This window comes from bacterium (genome assembly GCA_030018315.1).
Classification (GTDB): domain Bacteria; phylum Hydrothermota; class UBA3073; order JACQXS01; family JAGMCI01; genus JASEGA01.
The window spans coordinates 56,319-73,625 of record JASEGA010000004.1 but is presented as its reverse complement, the minus strand read 5'-3'; the positions used below and the strand labels follow the sequence as shown (position 1 = coordinate 73,625).

The following is a 17,307-nucleotide window of genomic DNA, read 5'->3' as shown; positions in this document are numbered from 1 at the left end:
GGAAACAGGAGGTGATAGCATTTTTATCGGTGCTTATACCCTGAATCAAGTTCAGAGTTGATAGATGAGCATTTATGGAATGCTAAATAGCCTCAAAAAACTTAAGGAGGTGTAAGATGAGATTATTTAGATTAGTACCAATATGGTAGTTTTATTATTCAATGTTAGGAATGTGTTTGGGTTTGTGAATGGAAGTTGGGAAAGCATGCAAAATCCAGCTAAAAAGGTGTTGTTCTCTGTATGTTTTGTAGCTGAGAACAATGGCTGGGCAGTCGGCGAAGACGGAACAATAATCCACTATGATGGTAATAGTTGGAGTATTGTAAGTGGTCCAACTGGAGAATGGCTCTGGTCAGTTTACTTTGTGAATCCAGATACTGGCTGGGCAGTTGGTAACCATGGCACTATAATTCAATATAATGGGAGTGTATGGAGTACGGTCGTAAGTTCAACAACCCAAAATCTACACTCAGTTTTTTTTCTCTCATCTACTAATGGTTGAGCAGTTGGCTACTACGGCACTATTCTTCATTGGGATGGTGACAGTTGGAGTATTGTAGAGAGCCCTGTCACAGGTATGTTTGCGGCGGTGTACTTTGTTTCTTCCATTGATGGATGGATTGTTGGATATGATATTAATGGGGACGGTGTTATGCTTCACTATGATGGTGATAGCTGGAACGAAGTAAGTAACCCAATTGAAGGGTCATTGTCTTCAATTTGTTTCACAAGTCCTACCGATGGTTGGGCAGTAGGGAAAGAAATAGTTCATTGGGATGGGAACGAATGGAGTGCAGTCTAGACTCCCCCCTATCTTCTGGTCTTTTTCTTTATGACGTATGTTTTCCTACTGAAAAAGAAGGTTGGGCAGTAGGGAGTGGATACTCGGATATGCCAGATTCTCTAAAGATACTCCATTACAGTAGTGGACGTTGGTGTGCTACTCACACGGGCATTAGTATATACTGTCCATTTTCGGTTTATTTTGTAAATATACACAATGGTTGGGTTGTCGACGGTGCATGTGATTTGATATATTATTATGAGACTGGCATAAAAGAGAAAGACGAAAAAAAATATAGGATGCCTAATACGAAATGCAAAATTGCTTCAGATCTTTCCTAATCCATTTGGTTTTCAAATTAGTATTTATTATCAAGTGCTTACACCGAGTGTGGTGTCTTTAAAGATTTATAATATCACTGGTCAAACAGTGAGAGCGCTAATCGACAAAGAAAAGAAGAGCACTGGCTATTTTGCAACAGTTTGGGATGGAAAAAACAGGGACGGAAATAGCATGCCGACTGGTATATATTTCTGTAGTTTAGAGATAGATGGTTTTAAAGAGATAAGAAAAGCGATCATTTTGAGGTAATTTTTAGTTTCATGTCCCGATCTTTAATAAGGGGGTAAGAAAAATGAAGACATTAGTAGGAATAGCGACTGCCTTATTGTTTTCAGCAGTAGCAGATGCACAGTGTAAGTTGCAAAATAGGTGACGGACTACTAATTATTTTGTTGGTCCCTTTTCCCATAATTTTCAAATTTTACGCATTCTTTCCTTTAATAATGATCCTAAGATGCCTGCATTTACAAGGTTAGATATTGAGGCGGCGAGTGCAATTCCTTTAAAATCAAGAACTCTCACAAGTGTGAGTGCACATACTGCATTTACTGCTACTGTAATGAAGCTTACATTCATTGGTGTTTTGGTTTCTTTCAATGCATAAAACCCGGTTGCCAAAATTCTTGCTAAAATAAGTCCAGTTATTCCAACACAATAAAATTTAAGTGCTTGTGCTGTTGTAATAGTGTCAGAGGCTAAAAAACTTCCATGCTGATAGATAATTTTACACACAGGTTGAGCAACTATCCATAATATAATAGATACTGGGATAGCAAGCAATAATCCATATAATACTGAAGTATACACTGTCCGTTTAAACTCTTCACGATTATCAACTGAAAGCTCTCTTGCTGCAAAAGGGAGTAATGCATTAGAGAGTGCTACTCCAATAACGCCGACTGATACAAACATAAGCCTAAATGCATACTCAAGCCACGATATTGCACCATGTTCAAGGAATGATGCAATAAGCGTATTGACTACTACATTTATTTTTGAAGCTCCGTACCCAATTGAAATTGGAGTCATTAAAAGTAGTACCTTTTTAACATCTTGATTAAATTTAAATTTAGGCATGCATAAATACTTCTCTTTTTTAAGTAGTGGCAATTGATAAGCAAGCTGTAGTGCTCCACCAATAAGAGCACCAATTGCAATTGATGTAGCTCCTAATTTAGTAGCAAATAACAGTCCAAGTGCAATAACTGCAATATCAAACCAGCCTGATGCTATACCAGTAGTAAAAAAATGGTTAAAGAAGTTCAAGATTCCCATAACAAGCGCACTTATAGTAATAAATATAAGAAAAGGAAACATAATACGAGTTAAGTCAACAGTGAGCCAGAATTTATCAGGATACTTAGTAAAACCAAATGATATAAGTTTAACCCACAAAGGGGCAAAGAATATTCCAATCACTGTTATTCCACCTGTAATTATAAGCATTGCCCCAAACACAAGACTTACAAATCTACTTGCAATCTCCCTCCCTTCATGTGTATGGTAGTCTGAAAACATTGGTAAAAAAGCAGGTGTCAGTGTTCCCTCTGCGAGTAGGTCTCTTAACAAGTTAGGAATTCTAAACGCAACCCTAAATGCATCCATCACCCAGCTTGCCCCAAAAATGTATGCAAATACTATCTCTCGTACAAGACCAAGTATTCGTGAGATACCTGTCCCAATCCCAAATCCCAATGCCCCTTTTACAATTTTGTTTTGAATCATACACTTGGAAGGGTCAGAATCTTTGTATCAGAATCTGTTATTGCAACTGTATGCTCAAAATGAGCAGATGGTTTACTGTCTTGTGTTACAGCTCTCCAGCCATCGTGTAAAACTTTTACTTTCCATGTCCCAGCATTCACCATTGGCTCAATTGCAAGTGTCATCCCTTTCACGAGTCTTGGACCACGGTGTGGTGGACCAAAGTGCAACACAGTCGGTTCTTCGTGAAGTGAACTTCCTATTCCATGGCCTGTAAAATCGCGTACTACGGAGAAGTTATGCAACTCAACCCACGTTTGGATTGCGTTTGATATATCTGATAGCCTGTTACCATCTCTTGCTTTATCAATCCCCTTATAAAGAGCTTCTTGAGTCACTTTTAACAGAAGCTTTTTCTCATCATCTATTTTGCCAACCGAAAAAGTGCAAGCTGCATCTCCATAATATCCATTATAAAATACACCTACATCAACTGAGACAATATCGCCTTCATTAAGTATGCGATGGGAAGGCATCTCATGGACAACTGACTCATTTACAGATGTACAAAGTGTATATGGGTAATATCTTTTGAAAGCTGGAATATAACCCTTGAAAGCAGGTATGCCACCACGCTCTTTTATAAACTTCTCGGCAAACTTATCAAGCTTGAGTGTAGTTATTCCAGGTGCAATCATACTTTCAATTTCTTTTAACAAGTCACCTACAATTTTACCAACTTCACGCATCAACTTAATTTCTCTTGTAGATTTTAAAGTAATCATTAGTAAATGCTAACAAATTCTAAATGCTAAATTACATATGAAAACAATGATAGTTTATATATTTTTTAAATGTTCTATAAATTCTACAATGTTTTTTATATGAGCTGTCCATAACTTTTTACCTTTAGATTTTGAAGCCAATGTGGCATCACCAATGACTCCGGATTTGGATAGTTTATGAGTCTCAAATACCCATGTAACTTGGTTTCCGTTTGAAAATGCAAGATATGGGGATGCAAATTTTGGTATATTCTTTGTTAATTTATCTCTTTTTACAAGCTTTTCACGATTAGCTAATGAAGTTGATGTCTCATATTCACCGGAGTGGACATCGTTTTTAGTCTTAACAATCTCTTTATGCTCCTTTGAAGCTATTTCGCCTGAGTCAATGAATACCATAAGTCCTTTCTCATAATTCAATTTTTGAGCAGCGCACTCAAGTGCAGGTGTATTCCCACCATGTCCATTTATGATAAGCAATTTTTTGATCCCATGAGTAACAAGTGAAACTCCAATGTCATAAACTATTGATATTAGAGTTTCTGGTGAAATAGATATAGTGCCTGTGAAAGCCATATGATGGTAAGAGATGCCATAATTTATTGGAGGTAGGATGATAGGTTTTGAGCCAGCAATTCTTTCAACCGCCTTTTTTGATAGCCAGCAAGCATCAAATGCATCAGTAGACAATGGTAAATGTGGCCCGTGCTGTTCAAGGCTTCCAACTGGTAATATAGCAATATCTGTCTCCTTAAACTTCTTTTGTGCCTCCTTCCATGTCATTTCTTCTAATAAGTATTTATCCATAATATTTTTATATTTTATTTTATTTTTCTTGTAAGTCAACAAATTTTAATCCAATATTACTTAGCTGTGGTATCCTTTAAATTATTTTTCTTGACAAATTTAATAGATTCCATATTGTTTAAGGTGAATGTGGATACTGATTTTACTATTCCAAATTTCTCCTCCACTAAAGGTACAAGTTTTTGACACTCCTAATGATAAAGGTGGTTCTATTTCAATTGAATGGGAGCTGTCGCCAGATGATTCGCTACTTTCTTATTATGAGGTATTTAGAAAATTATCAACTGAAGAATACAACTTAATCGCAACTCCACCTCCTGGTTCAAATAGGTTTGAAGACAACTCTACAAAAGATGGCGAACCTTATTGGTATAAGGTAAGGGCAGTTTCGCCCACAGGGTATACAGATTCTGAGCCATCTGGTCCTGTGGTCTCTTCTGCTCAGTGGTTTCATCACAAGCGATGGAATGCATTAATTTTAGGCATCATTTTTTGTAGTTTTTTACTTTATTATATAAAGAAAGCTAAAATAAAGAAGTCTCTTTTCATACGTAAGATTTCTGGTCTTGAGGCTGTAGATGAGGCAGTTGGCAGGGCTACTGAGTTAGGTAAGTCAATCCTTTATCTCACTGGACTGAGCGATATGAGTGAAATCTCAACAATTGCATCTCTGTCAATCTTAGGTAGGGTTGCTAAGAAGGCTGCTGAATATGGGACTACACTTATTGTCCCCTGCTACGACCCTGTTGTTATGAGTGCAGCACAGGAGACTGTAAAACAGGCTCATATGGAAGCAGGTAGGCCTGATACTTATGATGAATCAAAAATATTTTATCTTACAGCTGACCAATTTGGTTATGCTGCTGGTGTAGATGGTATTATATTAAGAGAAAAACCTGGTGCTGTATTTCTTCAGGGTTATTTTTTTGCAGAAGCTCTCATATTAGCGGAGACAGGTGCTTCCATAGGAGCTATACAAATTGCTGGCACTCCTGCAACTACCCAATTACCATTCTTTGTAGCTGCCTGTGACTATACATTGATTGGTGAAGAGATGTTTGCAGCCTCAAGCTACCTTTCAAAGGAGCCTACTATGCTGGGTAGCATAAAAGGTGAAGACTATGCTAAAATAATTATTATGATACTAATTAGTATTGGTATTTTATTTGTGACTCTAAGCAATGTAGGGATATTAAAGAGTTTGGCATTCAATTTTATCAACTGGTTTAGTAGTTTCTGATGAAGAGAGCAGTTCCTTTAACTATTACATTTATAACAGGCTTTCTTATCATTATTGGTTTTTTTATTCCCCATGACCCAATTGGTGGACTTCAATCTACATTCCTACAGTGGTATGCAATTATTGTAGGGTTTACGATGGTTTTAGGGCTTATGACTTTAGCCAAAGTTCATACAAGAAAAATTCTACGTCGTGAAGCTGGTTTTGGCTATTCAACAGTCCTTATAGGAGCTATGATTACCACTTTATCAGTAGGCTTTTACTCTGGTGTTAAATATGGTATATTTGAGACTGGCACTCCATTTATGTGGTACTATAACAACATTTTTGTCCCACTTTCAGCAACTATGTTCTCATTACTTGCATTTTTTATCACATCAGCTGCTTATCGTGCATTTAGGGCAAGGAACATAGATGCAGCCCTTTTACTTATAGCTGGTGCATTAGTTATGATTGGTAGAGTTCCAGTTGGTGATATAATATGGAGTAAGTTCCCGGATGTAGCTGAGTGGATTATGAATATCCCACAGATGGCAGCCAAACGTGGTATCCTTATAGGTATTGCGCTTGGTATGATTGCTACCTCTTTACGAATTATACTTGGTATAGAACGTACTTATTTAAGATAATGATTTTCATTGAGGTAGACTGAAACTCTGTTTACATCAATGAGTATATCTGTTTACATCAATGTTTAAAAAGCTTGCTACTATAGACAGGAGGTATATTTATGTAATTATTGCCATTTGTATAATAATACCGCTTCTTACAAAAATTGTTTTAGAAATAAAAGTAAGCCCTCCTGTGCAATCTGCATATGATTCTATGGAAAAACTACCAACTAGTTCGTCGGTTCTTTTTTCCATTGATTACGAGCCTTCAGCTGAGCCTGAATTACAGCCAATGCTACTTGCTATTTTACGTCATGCATTTAAGAAGGATTTAAAGGTAATAGTAATGTGTCACTGGCCACTTGGCTTTCCATTGGGTCAATCTGCATTAGTACAAGTTGCAAAAGAGTATAATAAGGAATATGGTAAGGATTATGTAAATATAGGCTATAGACCTGGCACAGAAGCTATTATGATTGGTATTGGGAGAGAAATAAGGGATTTCTTTGCTTCTGATTACGCTGGTGTTCTACTCGATTCGTTACCCATGATGAGAGCAATTCATAACTACAGAGATATTGGGTTATTAATTGGACTTGAGGCAGGAGCAACCGGCGACTTCTGGGTAAGACTTGCAGGTGCTCAATTTGGGCAAAAGATAGTACTTGGTGGCACTGCCGTTACCACACCTGATTGGTATCCATATCTTCAAGCTGGTCAAATTGATGGTCTCATTGGCGGGTTAAAAGGGGCAGCAGAGTATGAAAAATTAGTAGAGAGCAGTGGTAGAGGAATCGTTGGTATGACTGCTCAGTCAGTTGCTCATATAGCTATAATAGTTTTTATACTGTTAGGTAATATAGGCTACTTTGCGATAAGGAGGAAGTAAGTTGTCTATTATTGTAGGAACTTGGGTAGCTGCTTTTTTGACACTTTGCATCTTTTCTTTCCTTTATAAAGATAATCCATTTTACAAATTTGCTGAACACCTTTATGTTGGTTCATCTGCTGCTTACATGCTTGTATACTTTTACTTTTTCAATATAAAGCCAATGCTTATTGATAAGTTCATAACAAGTGCAGGAACAGTAAGATGGATACTAATCATTCCAGCATTTTTTGGAATAATTATGATTCTCCGTATAATCCCACAGATTAGTTGGATATCGAGGTGGGCAATCGCCTTTACTATGGGGATTGGTTCAGGTATAGGAATTGTTGCTGGTATCCATGGGTATATACTTCCACAGATAAAAGCTACTTTCCTACCACTTGTAATTCCTGGTAACGTTGTGGAGAGTATCAACAACATTATTTTAATTATAGGTGTAATAACGACCTTTCTCTTCTTTTATTTCTCAAAAGAGCACAAAGGGTTATTCAAGGTACCCGTTAGAATTGGCATGACATTTATTATGATTTCATTTGGGGCATCATTTGGCTATACAGTGATGGCAAGATTATCATTACTAATTGGTAGGATTCACTTTTTATTACACGATTGGCTACATCTAATATAATATCAAAAATCAAATATAAAAATGCAAAATTATCTTAGAGTGATAAATACATGTCCAGCAAATGGTTTTTATAATATGGCACTTGATGAGGCATTGTTTGAATCTTTAAAGCACGGAGGAGAACCAACTTTACGGTTTTATACATTCTCACCCCCTGCAATCACAATTGGGTATCTACAGTCTCTTTCAGATATAGATATCAATAAATGCAAAGCTTATGGAATAGATGTTGTTCGAAGACCCACAGGTGGCAGAGCTGTAATACATAATGGGGACCTCACTTACTCACTTGTAATTCCTACCACTAACCCAATATTTGGTGGTAGTCTACTTGGAACTTATAGAAAGATAAGTCTTATATTTAGGCTTGGGCTGAATACTCTCGGCATTGAATCACAACTTGTCCGTATTAGTAAGGGACATTACGAGCATAATCCTCTATGTTTTAGTTCTATATCCCGATATGAACTACAAGTGAATGGCAAAAAGATACTTGGTAGTGCTCAGCGAAGGGATAGCGAGTTTGTCCTTCAGCAAGGGACTATTCCAATAAATTCTGTAGGGGTAATTCATGAATTACCCCTATTAAGTGTACCTGTCGTTGGACTTTCACAAATTATAGGTCGTGATTTTAAATTTGAAGAAATTATAGAAGCTATAAAAAATGGAATTAAAGCAATGGGTGTGAAAATTGTAGAAGGAACTCTTAAATCCAAGGAGGTAGAACTTGCAAATAAGTTATTACCTAAATATAAAAAATTATAAGGTTAAAAAAAAACTTGCTTTGTTGAATAATTCGCTTTACAAAACTTGCAATACCTTGATTGACACCGATTTATGAGATTCTTCACTTCGTTCAGAATGACAAGGTCAAAATTGTCTAAAACCAAGTCAGAGGTTGAAAATCAAAGGTGCCAAAAATATTTATTCAACAAAGAAAAAAAACTTGACAACTTAAAAATCTATATTTAGTATTTAAAAATAAAGGGAGGTAAAATGGTAGCTTATTGGAAAGTAGGCGGAATTTATATGTGGCCACTTACAGGATGTATTATTATAGGAGCTGCTTATATAATTGAGAGATTCATTTCTTACTGGAAGGCAAGAATCGACATTAATGAGTTTAAGAGTGGTTTAATGAAAGCATTAAAGAGCGAAGGGGTGGATAAAGCAATTATTTACTGCAAACATTATCTTTCACCTGTAGCAAGGATTACTGAAGCAGCTCTTACTGCCTATAAGAAAGTAGGACCACAGAAGGCGACTCTTGAGGAGGCAATCAGAAATGCTGGGACTACAGAGCTTGCCTTCCTTGACCGTGGCTTAAATATGCTTGCTGCTGTAAGTGTAATAGCTCCAATTTTAGGTTTTCTTGGCACTGTCTCAGGTATGATTCATGCATTCCAAGCAATAGCAATAGCGGGCGAAGTAGAGCCCACCCTTGTAGCGAGTGGTATCTCAGAGGCTTTGGTTACGACAGCTACTGGGCTCACAATTGCTTTCCCTATTGTCATCTTCCATGTTTATTTTACTACAAGAGGCAATGCATTTACAAGGACGATGGAATCAACTGCAACTGAGCTTGTCACATTTCTATTAGAGGAGAAACCTTGAAACTTAAACAAAGAGCTACAATATCACCAGATATTCCTACAGCTTCAATGGCTGACATCGCTTTTCTTTTGCTAATTTTCTTTTTAGTAACAACTGGCTTCTTTACAGAAAAGGGGCTTCAAATAGTCTTGCCAGAAAAGGGTGAGGAAGTCAAAATTAAGAGCACAAATATTGCAAATGTGTTTGTCAATGCAGCAGGTCAGGTAAAGATTGGTGAAGATGAAGTTCCACTTCCTGATATAAAGGAAAAAGCTAAACATATGCTTACTGAAAATGATTCACTTGTATTCTCATTAACTGTGGACCGCAAGTGCAAGTATGATAAAGTAATAAAGGTATTTGATGAGCTCCGTCTTGCAGATGCGGAGCGTATTGCTTTTGCGCCACCAAGAGTAGAGAAAGAGTAAATTTATTATGAGACTCGGTAAACCAACACGTGAGACTCCACGAATTCCAACTTGCTCTATGGCGGACATTTCATTTTTACTTATAATTTTTTTTATGTGTACAGTTGTGTTTAGGGCAGAGCGTGGGCTCCGAGTAACATTACCACTGGCGGCGGCGACAAAGAAAATACCAAGTAGAAATATTGCCCATGTCTGGGTCTCAAGTGAGGGTGCAATATCAATAGATGATAATATAGTAAAGAGCGATTATGTTAGTTTGATAATGATAAGAAAGGTAACTACAAACCCGGATATAATTGTTTCTATCCTTATGGACAAGGATACAGAGTATGGTATTCTCTCAGATATTTTTGACCAGCTGAAAGAAGCAAAAGCGTTGAAAGTATCACTTAGTACTTTAAAGGAAAAGGGAGTTTAATCAGATTGTAAAGCCCGTTCCGAGTCTGTCAAGAGATTGCTTCGCGACTTTGTCCCTCGCAATGACAGGCGAGGAATCTCGGGGCTTGCAATGACAACTGAATGAATAGTAGGGATTTAAAAGAAATGACACCATTCTATACAAAACTTGGTCTCCTGATAACACTTGTTATACTCTGTTTAGCTTGTTTATTTATTCCTGAAACTAAACCCAAGCCTTACAAGCTAAAAGCAGCAATACCTATCAGGACCATAGAACTACCTCCTCAGCTACAGCAACTAAAGGAGCCACCTCCACCTCCTAAGCCAATGATGCCTGTGGCAGCGAAGACTGATGAAGAAGTGGAGGCGTCTACAATTGACCGTACAGTGTTTGAAGAGTCATGGAAAAAGCCACCCGAACTTAAGGCCACGGTTTACGAGTTTTGGGCTGTAGAAGTAAAGCCAAAGCTTGAATATTATATAGAACCAGAGTATCCTGAGCTTGCTCGTAAGGCTGAGATTGAGGGAACTGTTTTCTTGGAAGTTATAGTAGATACAACTGGGAGAGTTGTTGATATTAAGGTAACAAAATCTTTACACGAGTTGTGTGACCAATCAGCTATAAATGCGGCGCGTAAATGGATATTTTCACCTGCTAAGCAACGTGATAGACCTGTACCCGTACGAGTTCAAGTGCCTGTCAGATTTGTACTTGAAAAATAATTATTGATGTAAACAGATGAAAAATTCTAAATGCAACCCCAATTTTATCGGGGTTAAACAATATCTAAATTCCAAAGACTTGGAATTTTTGCAAGGAGGTGTAAAATGTTAAGGAAGATTTTATTTTTTATTCTTTCTTTTGGTATATTTTGCAATATCTTTGGCCAGACAACTGGTAAGATAAGGGGCACAGTAACTGACAAAAGCACAGGTGGAGCACTCCCATTTGCAAATATAGTGATTGCAGGCACTACATTAGGGGCGGCTGCTGATTTAAATGGTGAATACATAATTGTCAATGTTCCAGTAGGGACTTACTCTGTAGTTGCCACCATGATGGGCTACGATAGTATGAGAGTGGAGAATGTTGTAGTTTCTATAGATATGACTACGACTGTAAACTTTAAGCTTGCACCCACTGTGATAAGGGCTAAAGAGGTAGTAGTAACTGCAAAGCGTCCAATAATTGAGAGAGATGTGACAGCTTCAGCCAAACGTATGTCAGGTAAAGAGATAACACAACTCCCTGTAACTGATTACGAGGATGTTATTGCTTTACAGACGGGTTCAGTTGAGACTGGTCGCTCACGGTCTGGTGGTCTACATATAAGAGGTGGTAGAGCTGATGAGGTTGTGTATGTTGTAGATGGTATAAATACTACTGACCCTGTTTACGGGCAATCAGGTGCAATTCTTGATAACAATGCTATTTCTGAGATGCTCATGATTTCGGGTGGCTTTGATGCCGAATATGGGAATGCTATGTCTGGTGTTGTAAATGTGGTGACAAGGGAAGGTGAACTAACTTATGGTGGGGGGTTAAAGTATACAACAGACCAAATCTTTAGTAAAAGTTCTAAATTATATAAGCTTGATTCAGTGTCTGTATTTGATCAAGGATATAATTTTGGACTTAACGATTTAAGCATCACACTTGGTGGTCCTTTGCCTTGGCTTAAAAATGCTACTTTCTTTTCTTCTGGTGGCTTAAGGAGGTATGATTCTTATCTTCCTCATAACGATGGTGTAGAGCAAAAGGGGACTTTAAAACTTGCGTGGCGTTTATCTAATACCATTAAGACAACACTAACAAGCAATTACGCATACAGAGAATATCACCCATACAATCATGCATTTTCGCGTGGTGCATGGATAGATGATTTACCACTTTATAAGAGAGGGAATTCACAAATTAACTTGAAGTTAACTCATACTGTATCTTCAAAGACTTTTTATACTATAAATGTGGGCAGATTTAATACTTACCATAAGCGTAGTTCACAAAATGGTCGTGATTACCACGATTTTAATGCAATTGGGACAAGGTTAGCATGGGTAGATATGGCAAGAGATTCTGGCTTGTATGACCCTGAATGGAAGAAATGGAAAGATGGCTGGTCTGAGGAGCGTGCTTGGATGTGGTATTATGAAAAACAAAGACTGGGACACTGGAATCCTAACACTGGCGAATGGGTATGGGATACCAATAGAATTGAAGATATTTTAGATGCATTAAATAATAGATGTTATCAAACAGGTACATTTTTAGTAGGGAAATCAGTTCCAAATGGAGATTCACTTATATATCAGAAGGATGAGACTACATTTGTATACTACCACAAATTTAATCTTGCTAAATATATTGATGACATCCGTAAATATATTGAGATAGGTGCAGCTTATGAGGATTCTATTGAGCCATCCGGAGGATTATATATGATAAGATATAATGCTGATGAATGGAGAAGATTTGGTTATTATTTCTCTCCTATATGGCATGATAGGAATACTACCCGTTCTTCAGCAAGTTTACAGCTCACTTCTCAGGTGAACAGATACAATGAAGTTAAGTTTGGTGCTGAGATTGAGAAGCATTCACTTAGGCTTACTGACCTACGTTTTATAAATGAAAACCCATATATAGACCATTATAATAAGGAGCCAATAACTGTAGATGCATACTTAAGTGATAAAATTGAGTATGAGGATATGGTGCTGAAAACAGGGATAAGGTTTGATTATTTTGACCCGAGGTCAAGTTTTTATATAAGATTGGATTCACTTGAAGCAGGTAGAGAGCAAGCAAAACCAAAGTCTCAATTTTCGCCAAGATTAGGTATCTCTTATTCGGTCACTGATAAAGCAGTAATGTATGCTAATTATGGTCACTTCTTTCAGCCATTAAATTTTGCTGATATTTACCAAAACTTAGAAGCTGATATAACAAATGGATGGCCAACAATTGGAAACCCAAATTTACCACCCCAAAAGGAGATTATGTATGAAGGTGGCTTCAGGTATGCATTTACTCCATACTTAGCGGGTGAAATTTCGGCTTATTATAAGGATGTTAAAACTTTATTATCAACACGCCAGATGTACACTATATTTCATAAGAAGCTAGCCTCCTACACCATCTATAAATTAGATGATTTTGCAGTAGTTAAAGGTATAGACTTGATATTAAGGGGACCGCTTGGTTCTATTTCCTATTCATTCCAAGATGCAAAAGGAACCGGTTCATCGGCAAGGGAAGCTTTTTATTTTTACTATTATTATGGTGGGACCGGTAATCCACCTCAAAGGGAATATCCTTTAGAGTATGATATAACACACACAGTTAAAGGCAATCTGATTCTTCCTCTTCCTTATGGGTTAATTACTGGGCTCAGTTTCAGTTTTATGTCAGGTGCTCCTTACACGCCGAGAAGCCCAAAAGGTATGGTACTTGAATTAGGGTCAAAGCGGATGCCATCCACAAGTAATATAGACCTAAGAATTGATAAAGGATTTAAATTTGGTAGCTTAGATTTTAGCTTATTTGGGGTTGTCCAAAATCTACTTAATACTAAGAATGTAGTAGATGTGTATTCGATGACAGGTAAGCCAGATAATGATGGTGACCCTCCGGATTGGGACCCGACTTACTATGAGAGTGTATATAGAGATGCTGGTTATAGCAGTGCACGTGAAATGTATGAGGCTAATCTTGCTAACTGGAAGTGGTATTGTAACGACCCAACAAATTATAGTAATCCAAGAATAATTAATGTTGGAGTAGAACTCAAGTTTTAAAGCTCAAATGTCAAAATTTAATGGAGGTAAGATGAGATACTTTTTCACTTTATTACTCGTATTTATTGGAGCTCAATTATTCAGTTACTATCAGCCATATAAAATTCAAACATATAAGGTCGGTTCAAAGGGAACAATGACTGAGGTCACTAATAAGCCGGCTGATTTCTGGTGGATTCATTGGACTGGAGCAGGTGATTTAAAGGACTGGACAGTAAGCAATACTTTACAGGGAGGTGTCTTTCCACGTCCTCCTGCATGTGGCTACTTTGATGGCACTTGGAATTGTGTAGCAGCTACTTTTCCAATGATGGATGCAGGTATGTGGGGGCTTTGTGGTGAATATCCGGCTGGTTCTAAACAATATTATAATTGGGCTTCAGGTCCATGGGTTGGTGCACTATACCCTAAAATACAGGATGGGGATACAATTTGGCAAAGGCGTGTCAGTAAAGGTGCTTATTATTCAGATTTAGGTGGTATGAGTATACCTGAACTTGAGAATACTGGTGAGGCTGGTGATATATCTGGTAGGGGATTAGCCTTTAGTACTCAAATACTTCCTACTGGGTATGGATATACACATGAGGGTAGTTTCATTTTTAAGCAACCGGGTATGGCACAAGAGGAGTATCAAGCACTATGGCCATTTGCGGATACAGCTATAAATAAAAGAAGAGAAGATACTACATTATGGGTTAATCCTGCAAAAGGTGATATTATATCAATAGAGGATACTTATGCTTGTGCTGGTGATTGGATACCTGAGAAGGATGCAAGTTGTATCTGGGTTAGGAATGCAGGCGCTTACGATGTTTGGGGACTTGGTATAAGGGTAGAACAGCGTACATATTCATGGAATTATGATTACAACAATGCATATATTTATTTAAACTGGAAGATAAGGAATATGAACCCATTCCCATTAAAAAATGTTTATGTAGGCTACTTTATGGATAATGATATAGGGTCTGGAATAACTGCAACAGACCAGGGAGCTGAGGATGATTTAATTGGCTATGATAGGGAGCTAAATTTAGGCTATACTTACGATTCCGACGGTTATGAACCTGGCTGGCAAACTGCTGCAGGTTATATGGGCGCTGTGCTATGTGAGACTCCGGGTAACATTGGGTTTACTGGATTCCAGTACTGGATGAGGGTAGAAGAATTTGGTATGTTAGTAGATGACGATGCTCAGGATTCTCTTAAGTATATGGTTTTGGCTACTGAGCGACCCGGCTGTCCTGATTTTATGGTAGCTGGGTCTCCGGGTGATATGAGGCAACTCTCTTGCAGCGGTCCTTATCCTGAACTAAAGCCAAACGAAGAAATAACATTTACTGTAGCAGTCATTGCTGCCCATACTCTTGATGAGCTAAAGGAGAAAGCAAGGTATGCATTAGAGCAATTCAATTCAGGTTATCTTGGATTTTCGCCACCTCCTTCACCTGATTTTTCTGTCATCCCTGGTGATAAAAAAGTTTATATTTCATGGAGTTCACGTCCTGAAAGCTATGTATGCCCGATGTCAAAAGAGCATACTTTTGAGGGCTATAAGGTTTATAAAAGTAGGAGCGGTCTTCCAGAGGATTGGAAATGTTTAGCAACCTATGACTTATTAGGCTCAAAGACACAAGATACAGTGATAGTTAAATACACTAAGGGAACATCAAAGGCAACTATCTCATTTGAAGGCATTGACACTACTCTTTCCGCCGACATCTTCCATACATGGTTTGCGACAAGGAGATATAGAATCACATTTGACTCAGAATTTAGTTTTATACTACAAAATCTGACAGATGAGAGAATTTATTTATATAATAAAAATGCTCCAGACAGTGGTATAGGATATTGTATAATGGATACAAAAGAGGAGACGCCGTATCCAGCTGACCCCGGTTATGTATCAGGTGCTTTTATTTATTTGGATGGATTTTATATAAAGATTAAAGATAGCAATATAATTCCTGACCAACCCGGTGTTGAATTAGCTCCATGTTCTGGCGATGAGTTTACAATATGGACTTATGAAAGTGAGACAGTAGGTAATGAAACCGGTTTAGAGCATTATTATATTGATACAGATGTTACAAATGGGATGAAGTATTATTACACAGTTACTTCTTTTAGTCGTCCAATTCCGAGGCTTGGTATTGGGTCACTTGAGAGTGGTAAGACAGGCACTTCTTACTGGGCTATTCCGACTAAGGAGGCAGCTGACTTTAAGGGTGCAAGTTGTGAATTAGTAAAATTTGGTATTGGGAATGCGAGAGTTGAAGCAAAAGTAGTAAATCCTACAACTGTCACAGGTGATACCTATACGATTTCTTTCTTTTCTGGTGACACCCTTGACACCATGCGAGTTGATTATTGGAGATTGGTCAATAAAACTACAGGTAGCACATTACTTGACAGTTGCTATTATTTCAATTGGGAGCCTCTCCCAATATTTGATGGCCTAAATATAAAGCTTGCTGCTATTCCGAGGGCAGTTGTTGATACTGAGACTGTAATAGATTCTGAGATAACCAAGTGGAGCAAAGGTAACTCTAATTGGAAATTGTGGGTTGAGGGCAGTCTTAAGCCCGGCTACGACCCATATTATGATTATGAACTTACTATATCTGATACAGGCAGTATTGACCTAAGAGGTAAGCACGGTCTTTTTACACTGTGGAATACCACTCGTGATACAGCTGTTCCTTTCTTATTTACAGTAGATAGACCACCACTTGATACCCTCAGTTATGGAGATAAAATAAGCATTTATAAGTCTGTAGCTGACTACAATGCTAGTCCTGCTAATTGGGCAATGAAATTAGAAGTACCTACAGATACTACTCTTATTCCTCCTGAACTCGGTGACATTTATAAAATAAAGGTACTTAATAAAATAACTACTGAATTAAAGTTTGAGCTAAGGACTACAAAACAGACTGATAAAAGGGGTTATACTCTTGACAGTATTAGAGTAGTTCCAAATCCTTATTATGTACGTGCTCCATGGGACATCAGCAAATTTCAACAAAAGATATGGTTTCAGGGATTACCTTCAGAATGCACTATAAGGATATTCAATGTCGCTGGTCTACTAATAAAGACAATTGAACATAAAGAAACAGAAGTGAGAGGGATGAAAGATAGAACTGAAATTACAGGGACTGGTGCTCATGCATGGGACCTTTTGACTGATGAGAAATTGAGGTGTGTAAGTGGACTTTATATTTATCAGGTTATAACTACTGATGGTAAACAAAAAGTGGGCAAATTTGCTATAATAAGATAAAAGG

General features: G+C 37.6%; 18 protein-coding genes. 15 read left to right on the top strand and 3 right to left on the bottom strand.

Annotation, left to right across the window (positions count from 1 at the left end; all coding sequences use genetic code 11):
• The first annotated feature begins 142 nt into the window (after nucleotides 1-142).
• The 4 genes from QMD71_02805 (at nucleotide 143) to QMD71_02790 (ending at nucleotide 1,375) form a co-directional block, all read left to right on the top strand.
• Entirely contained in the window at nucleotides 143-502 is a 360-nt protein-coding gene (locus QMD71_02805) for a hypothetical protein (GenBank protein MDI6839777.1), read from the top strand.
• A gap of 75 nt (nucleotides 503-577) precedes the next feature.
• Nucleotides 578-802: a hypothetical protein gene (locus QMD71_02800; protein MDI6839776.1), complete on the top strand. Its 225-nt coding sequence runs from the start codon at nucleotides 578-580 to the stop codon at nucleotides 800-802.
• A complete protein-coding gene (locus QMD71_02795) occupies nucleotides 787-1,125 on the top strand; it encodes a hypothetical protein (protein MDI6839775.1) in 339 nt (112 codons plus the stop codon). The genes QMD71_02800 and QMD71_02795 overlap by 16 nt, the downstream gene beginning before the upstream one ends.
• Nucleotides 1,106-1,375: a FlgD immunoglobulin-like domain containing protein gene (locus tag QMD71_02790; protein ID MDI6839774.1), complete on the top strand. Its 270-nt coding sequence runs from the start codon at nucleotides 1,106-1,108 to the stop codon at nucleotides 1,373-1,375. Before QMD71_02795 ends, QMD71_02790 begins: the two co-directional genes overlap by 20 nt.
• Nucleotides 1,376-1,540: 165 nt before the next feature.
• On the opposite strand, the gene murJ is transcribed toward QMD71_02790, so the two are convergent.
• From murJ to QMD71_02775, 3 genes are read right to left on the bottom strand one after another with little or no spacing between them, the layout of a single operon-like run.
• Complete coding sequence (murJ, locus tag QMD71_02785) at nucleotides 1,541-2,851, bottom strand: murein biosynthesis integral membrane protein MurJ (GenBank protein MDI6839773.1); 1,311 nt, start codon at nucleotides 2,849-2,851, stop codon at nucleotides 1,541-1,543.
• Entirely contained in the window at nucleotides 2,848-3,615 is a 768-nt protein-coding gene (gene map, locus QMD71_02780) for a type I methionyl aminopeptidase (GenBank protein ID MDI6839772.1), read from the bottom strand. Before map ends, murJ begins: the two co-directional genes overlap by 4 nt.
• Nucleotides 3,616-3,669: 54 nt before the next feature.
• Entirely contained in the window at nucleotides 3,670-4,422 is a 753-nt protein-coding gene (locus QMD71_02775; protein MDI6839771.1) for a creatininase family protein, read from the bottom strand.
• Nucleotides 4,423-4,549: 127 nt separating this feature from the next.
• Here QMD71_02775 and QMD71_02770 point away from each other — a divergent pair, with 127 nt between their 5' ends.
• From QMD71_02770 to QMD71_02720, 11 genes are all read left to right on the top strand, one after another.
• Nucleotides 4,550-5,662 carry a hypothetical protein gene (locus QMD71_02770; GenBank protein MDI6839770.1) on the top strand — a complete coding sequence of 371 codons (1,113 nt, stop codon included), beginning with the start codon at nucleotides 4,550-4,552 and terminating at the stop codon, nucleotides 5,660-5,662.
• Nucleotides 5,662-6,291, top strand: coding sequence for a hypothetical protein (locus tag QMD71_02765; protein MDI6839769.1), 630 nt, complete (start codon nucleotides 5,662-5,664; stop codon nucleotides 6,289-6,291). Before QMD71_02770 ends, QMD71_02765 begins: the two co-directional genes overlap by 1 nt.
• A gap of 61 nt (nucleotides 6,292-6,352) precedes the next feature.
• Nucleotides 6,353-7,162 (top strand): hypothetical protein, encoded by an 810-nt coding sequence (locus QMD71_02760; GenBank protein MDI6839768.1) that lies wholly within the window; start codon nucleotides 6,353-6,355, stop codon nucleotides 7,160-7,162.
• Nucleotide 7,163: 1 nt separating this feature from the next.
• Nucleotides 7,164-7,793, top strand: coding sequence for a hypothetical protein (locus tag QMD71_02755; GenBank protein ID MDI6839767.1), 630 nt, complete (start codon nucleotides 7,164-7,166; stop codon nucleotides 7,791-7,793).
• Between the two features lie 21 nt (nucleotides 7,794-7,814).
• Nucleotides 7,815-8,558 carry a lipoate--protein ligase family protein gene (locus QMD71_02750; GenBank protein ID MDI6839766.1) on the top strand — a complete coding sequence of 248 codons (744 nt, stop codon included), beginning with the start codon at nucleotides 7,815-7,817 and terminating at the stop codon, nucleotides 8,556-8,558.
• Nucleotides 8,559-8,789: 231 nt separating this feature from the next.
• On the top strand, nucleotides 8,790-9,407 hold the full coding sequence (locus QMD71_02745; GenBank protein MDI6839765.1) for a MotA/TolQ/ExbB proton channel family protein: 618 nt from the start codon (nucleotides 8,790-8,792) through the stop codon (nucleotides 9,405-9,407).
• Nucleotides 9,404-9,814 carry a biopolymer transporter ExbD gene (locus tag QMD71_02740; protein ID MDI6839764.1) on the top strand — a complete coding sequence of 137 codons (411 nt, stop codon included), beginning with the start codon at nucleotides 9,404-9,406 and terminating at the stop codon, nucleotides 9,812-9,814. Before QMD71_02745 ends, QMD71_02740 begins: the two co-directional genes overlap by 4 nt.
• Before the next feature lie 7 nt (nucleotides 9,815-9,821).
• Entirely contained in the window at nucleotides 9,822-10,232 is a 411-nt protein-coding gene (locus QMD71_02735; protein MDI6839763.1) for a biopolymer transporter ExbD, read from the top strand.
• 101 nt (nucleotides 10,233-10,333) lie between these two features.
• Nucleotides 10,334-10,936 carry a TonB family protein gene (locus QMD71_02730; protein MDI6839762.1) on the top strand — a complete coding sequence of 201 codons (603 nt, stop codon included), beginning with the start codon at nucleotides 10,334-10,336 and terminating at the stop codon, nucleotides 10,934-10,936.
• Nucleotides 10,937-11,041: 105 nt separating this feature from the next.
• On the top strand, nucleotides 11,042-14,011 hold the full coding sequence (locus QMD71_02725) for a TonB-dependent receptor (GenBank protein ID MDI6839761.1): 2,970 nt from the start codon (nucleotides 11,042-11,044) through the stop codon (nucleotides 14,009-14,011).
• A gap of 31 nt (nucleotides 14,012-14,042) precedes the next feature.
• Nucleotides 14,043-17,303, top strand: coding sequence for a hypothetical protein (locus tag QMD71_02720; protein MDI6839760.1), 3,261 nt, complete (start codon nucleotides 14,043-14,045; stop codon nucleotides 17,301-17,303).
• Nucleotides 17,304-17,307: the final 4 nt, after the last annotated feature.

Excerpts from the sequence above, each read along its gene's own strand:
- QMD71_02805 (MDI6839777.1), top strand. The coding sequence starts at position 143 with ATGGTAGTTTTATTATTCAATGTTAGGAATGTGTTTGGGTTTGTGAAT.
- QMD71_02795 (MDI6839775.1), top strand. The coding sequence starts at position 787 with ATGGAGTGCAGTCTAGACTCCCCCCTATCTTCTGGTCTTTTTCTTTAT.
- QMD71_02765 (MDI6839769.1), top strand. The coding sequence starts at position 5,662 with ATGAAGAGAGCAGTTCCTTTAACTATTACATTTATAACAGGCTTTCTT.
- map (MDI6839772.1), bottom strand. The coding sequence starts at position 3,615 with ATGATTACTTTAAAATCTACAAGAGAAATTAAGTTGATGCGTGAAGTT.
- QMD71_02775 (MDI6839771.1), bottom strand. The coding sequence starts at position 4,422 with ATGGATAAATACTTATTAGAAGAAATGACATGGAAGGAGGCACAAAAG.
- QMD71_02760 (MDI6839768.1), top strand. The coding sequence starts at position 6,353 with ATGTTTAAAAAGCTTGCTACTATAGACAGGAGGTATATTTATGTAATT.
- QMD71_02750 (MDI6839766.1), top strand. The coding sequence starts at position 7,815 with ATGCAAAATTATCTTAGAGTGATAAATACATGTCCAGCAAATGGTTTT.
- QMD71_02745 (MDI6839765.1), top strand. The coding sequence starts at position 8,790 with ATGGTAGCTTATTGGAAAGTAGGCGGAATTTATATGTGGCCACTTACA.
- QMD71_02730 (MDI6839762.1), top strand. The coding sequence starts at position 10,334 with ATGAATAGTAGGGATTTAAAAGAAATGACACCATTCTATACAAAACTT.
- QMD71_02735 (MDI6839763.1), top strand. The coding sequence starts at position 9,822 with ATGAGACTCGGTAAACCAACACGTGAGACTCCACGAATTCCAACTTGC.
- QMD71_02720 (MDI6839760.1), top strand. The coding sequence starts at position 14,043 with ATGAGATACTTTTTCACTTTATTACTCGTATTTATTGGAGCTCAATTA.
- QMD71_02725 (MDI6839761.1), top strand. The coding sequence starts at position 11,042 with ATGTTAAGGAAGATTTTATTTTTTATTCTTTCTTTTGGTATATTTTGC.
- murJ (MDI6839773.1), bottom strand. The coding sequence starts at position 2,851 with ATGATTCAAAACAAAATTGTAAAAGGGGCATTGGGATTTGGGATTGGG.
- QMD71_02770 (MDI6839770.1), top strand. The coding sequence starts at position 4,550 with ATGTGGATACTGATTTTACTATTCCAAATTTCTCCTCCACTAAAGGTA.
- QMD71_02800 (MDI6839776.1), top strand. The coding sequence starts at position 578 with ATGTTTGCGGCGGTGTACTTTGTTTCTTCCATTGATGGATGGATTGTT.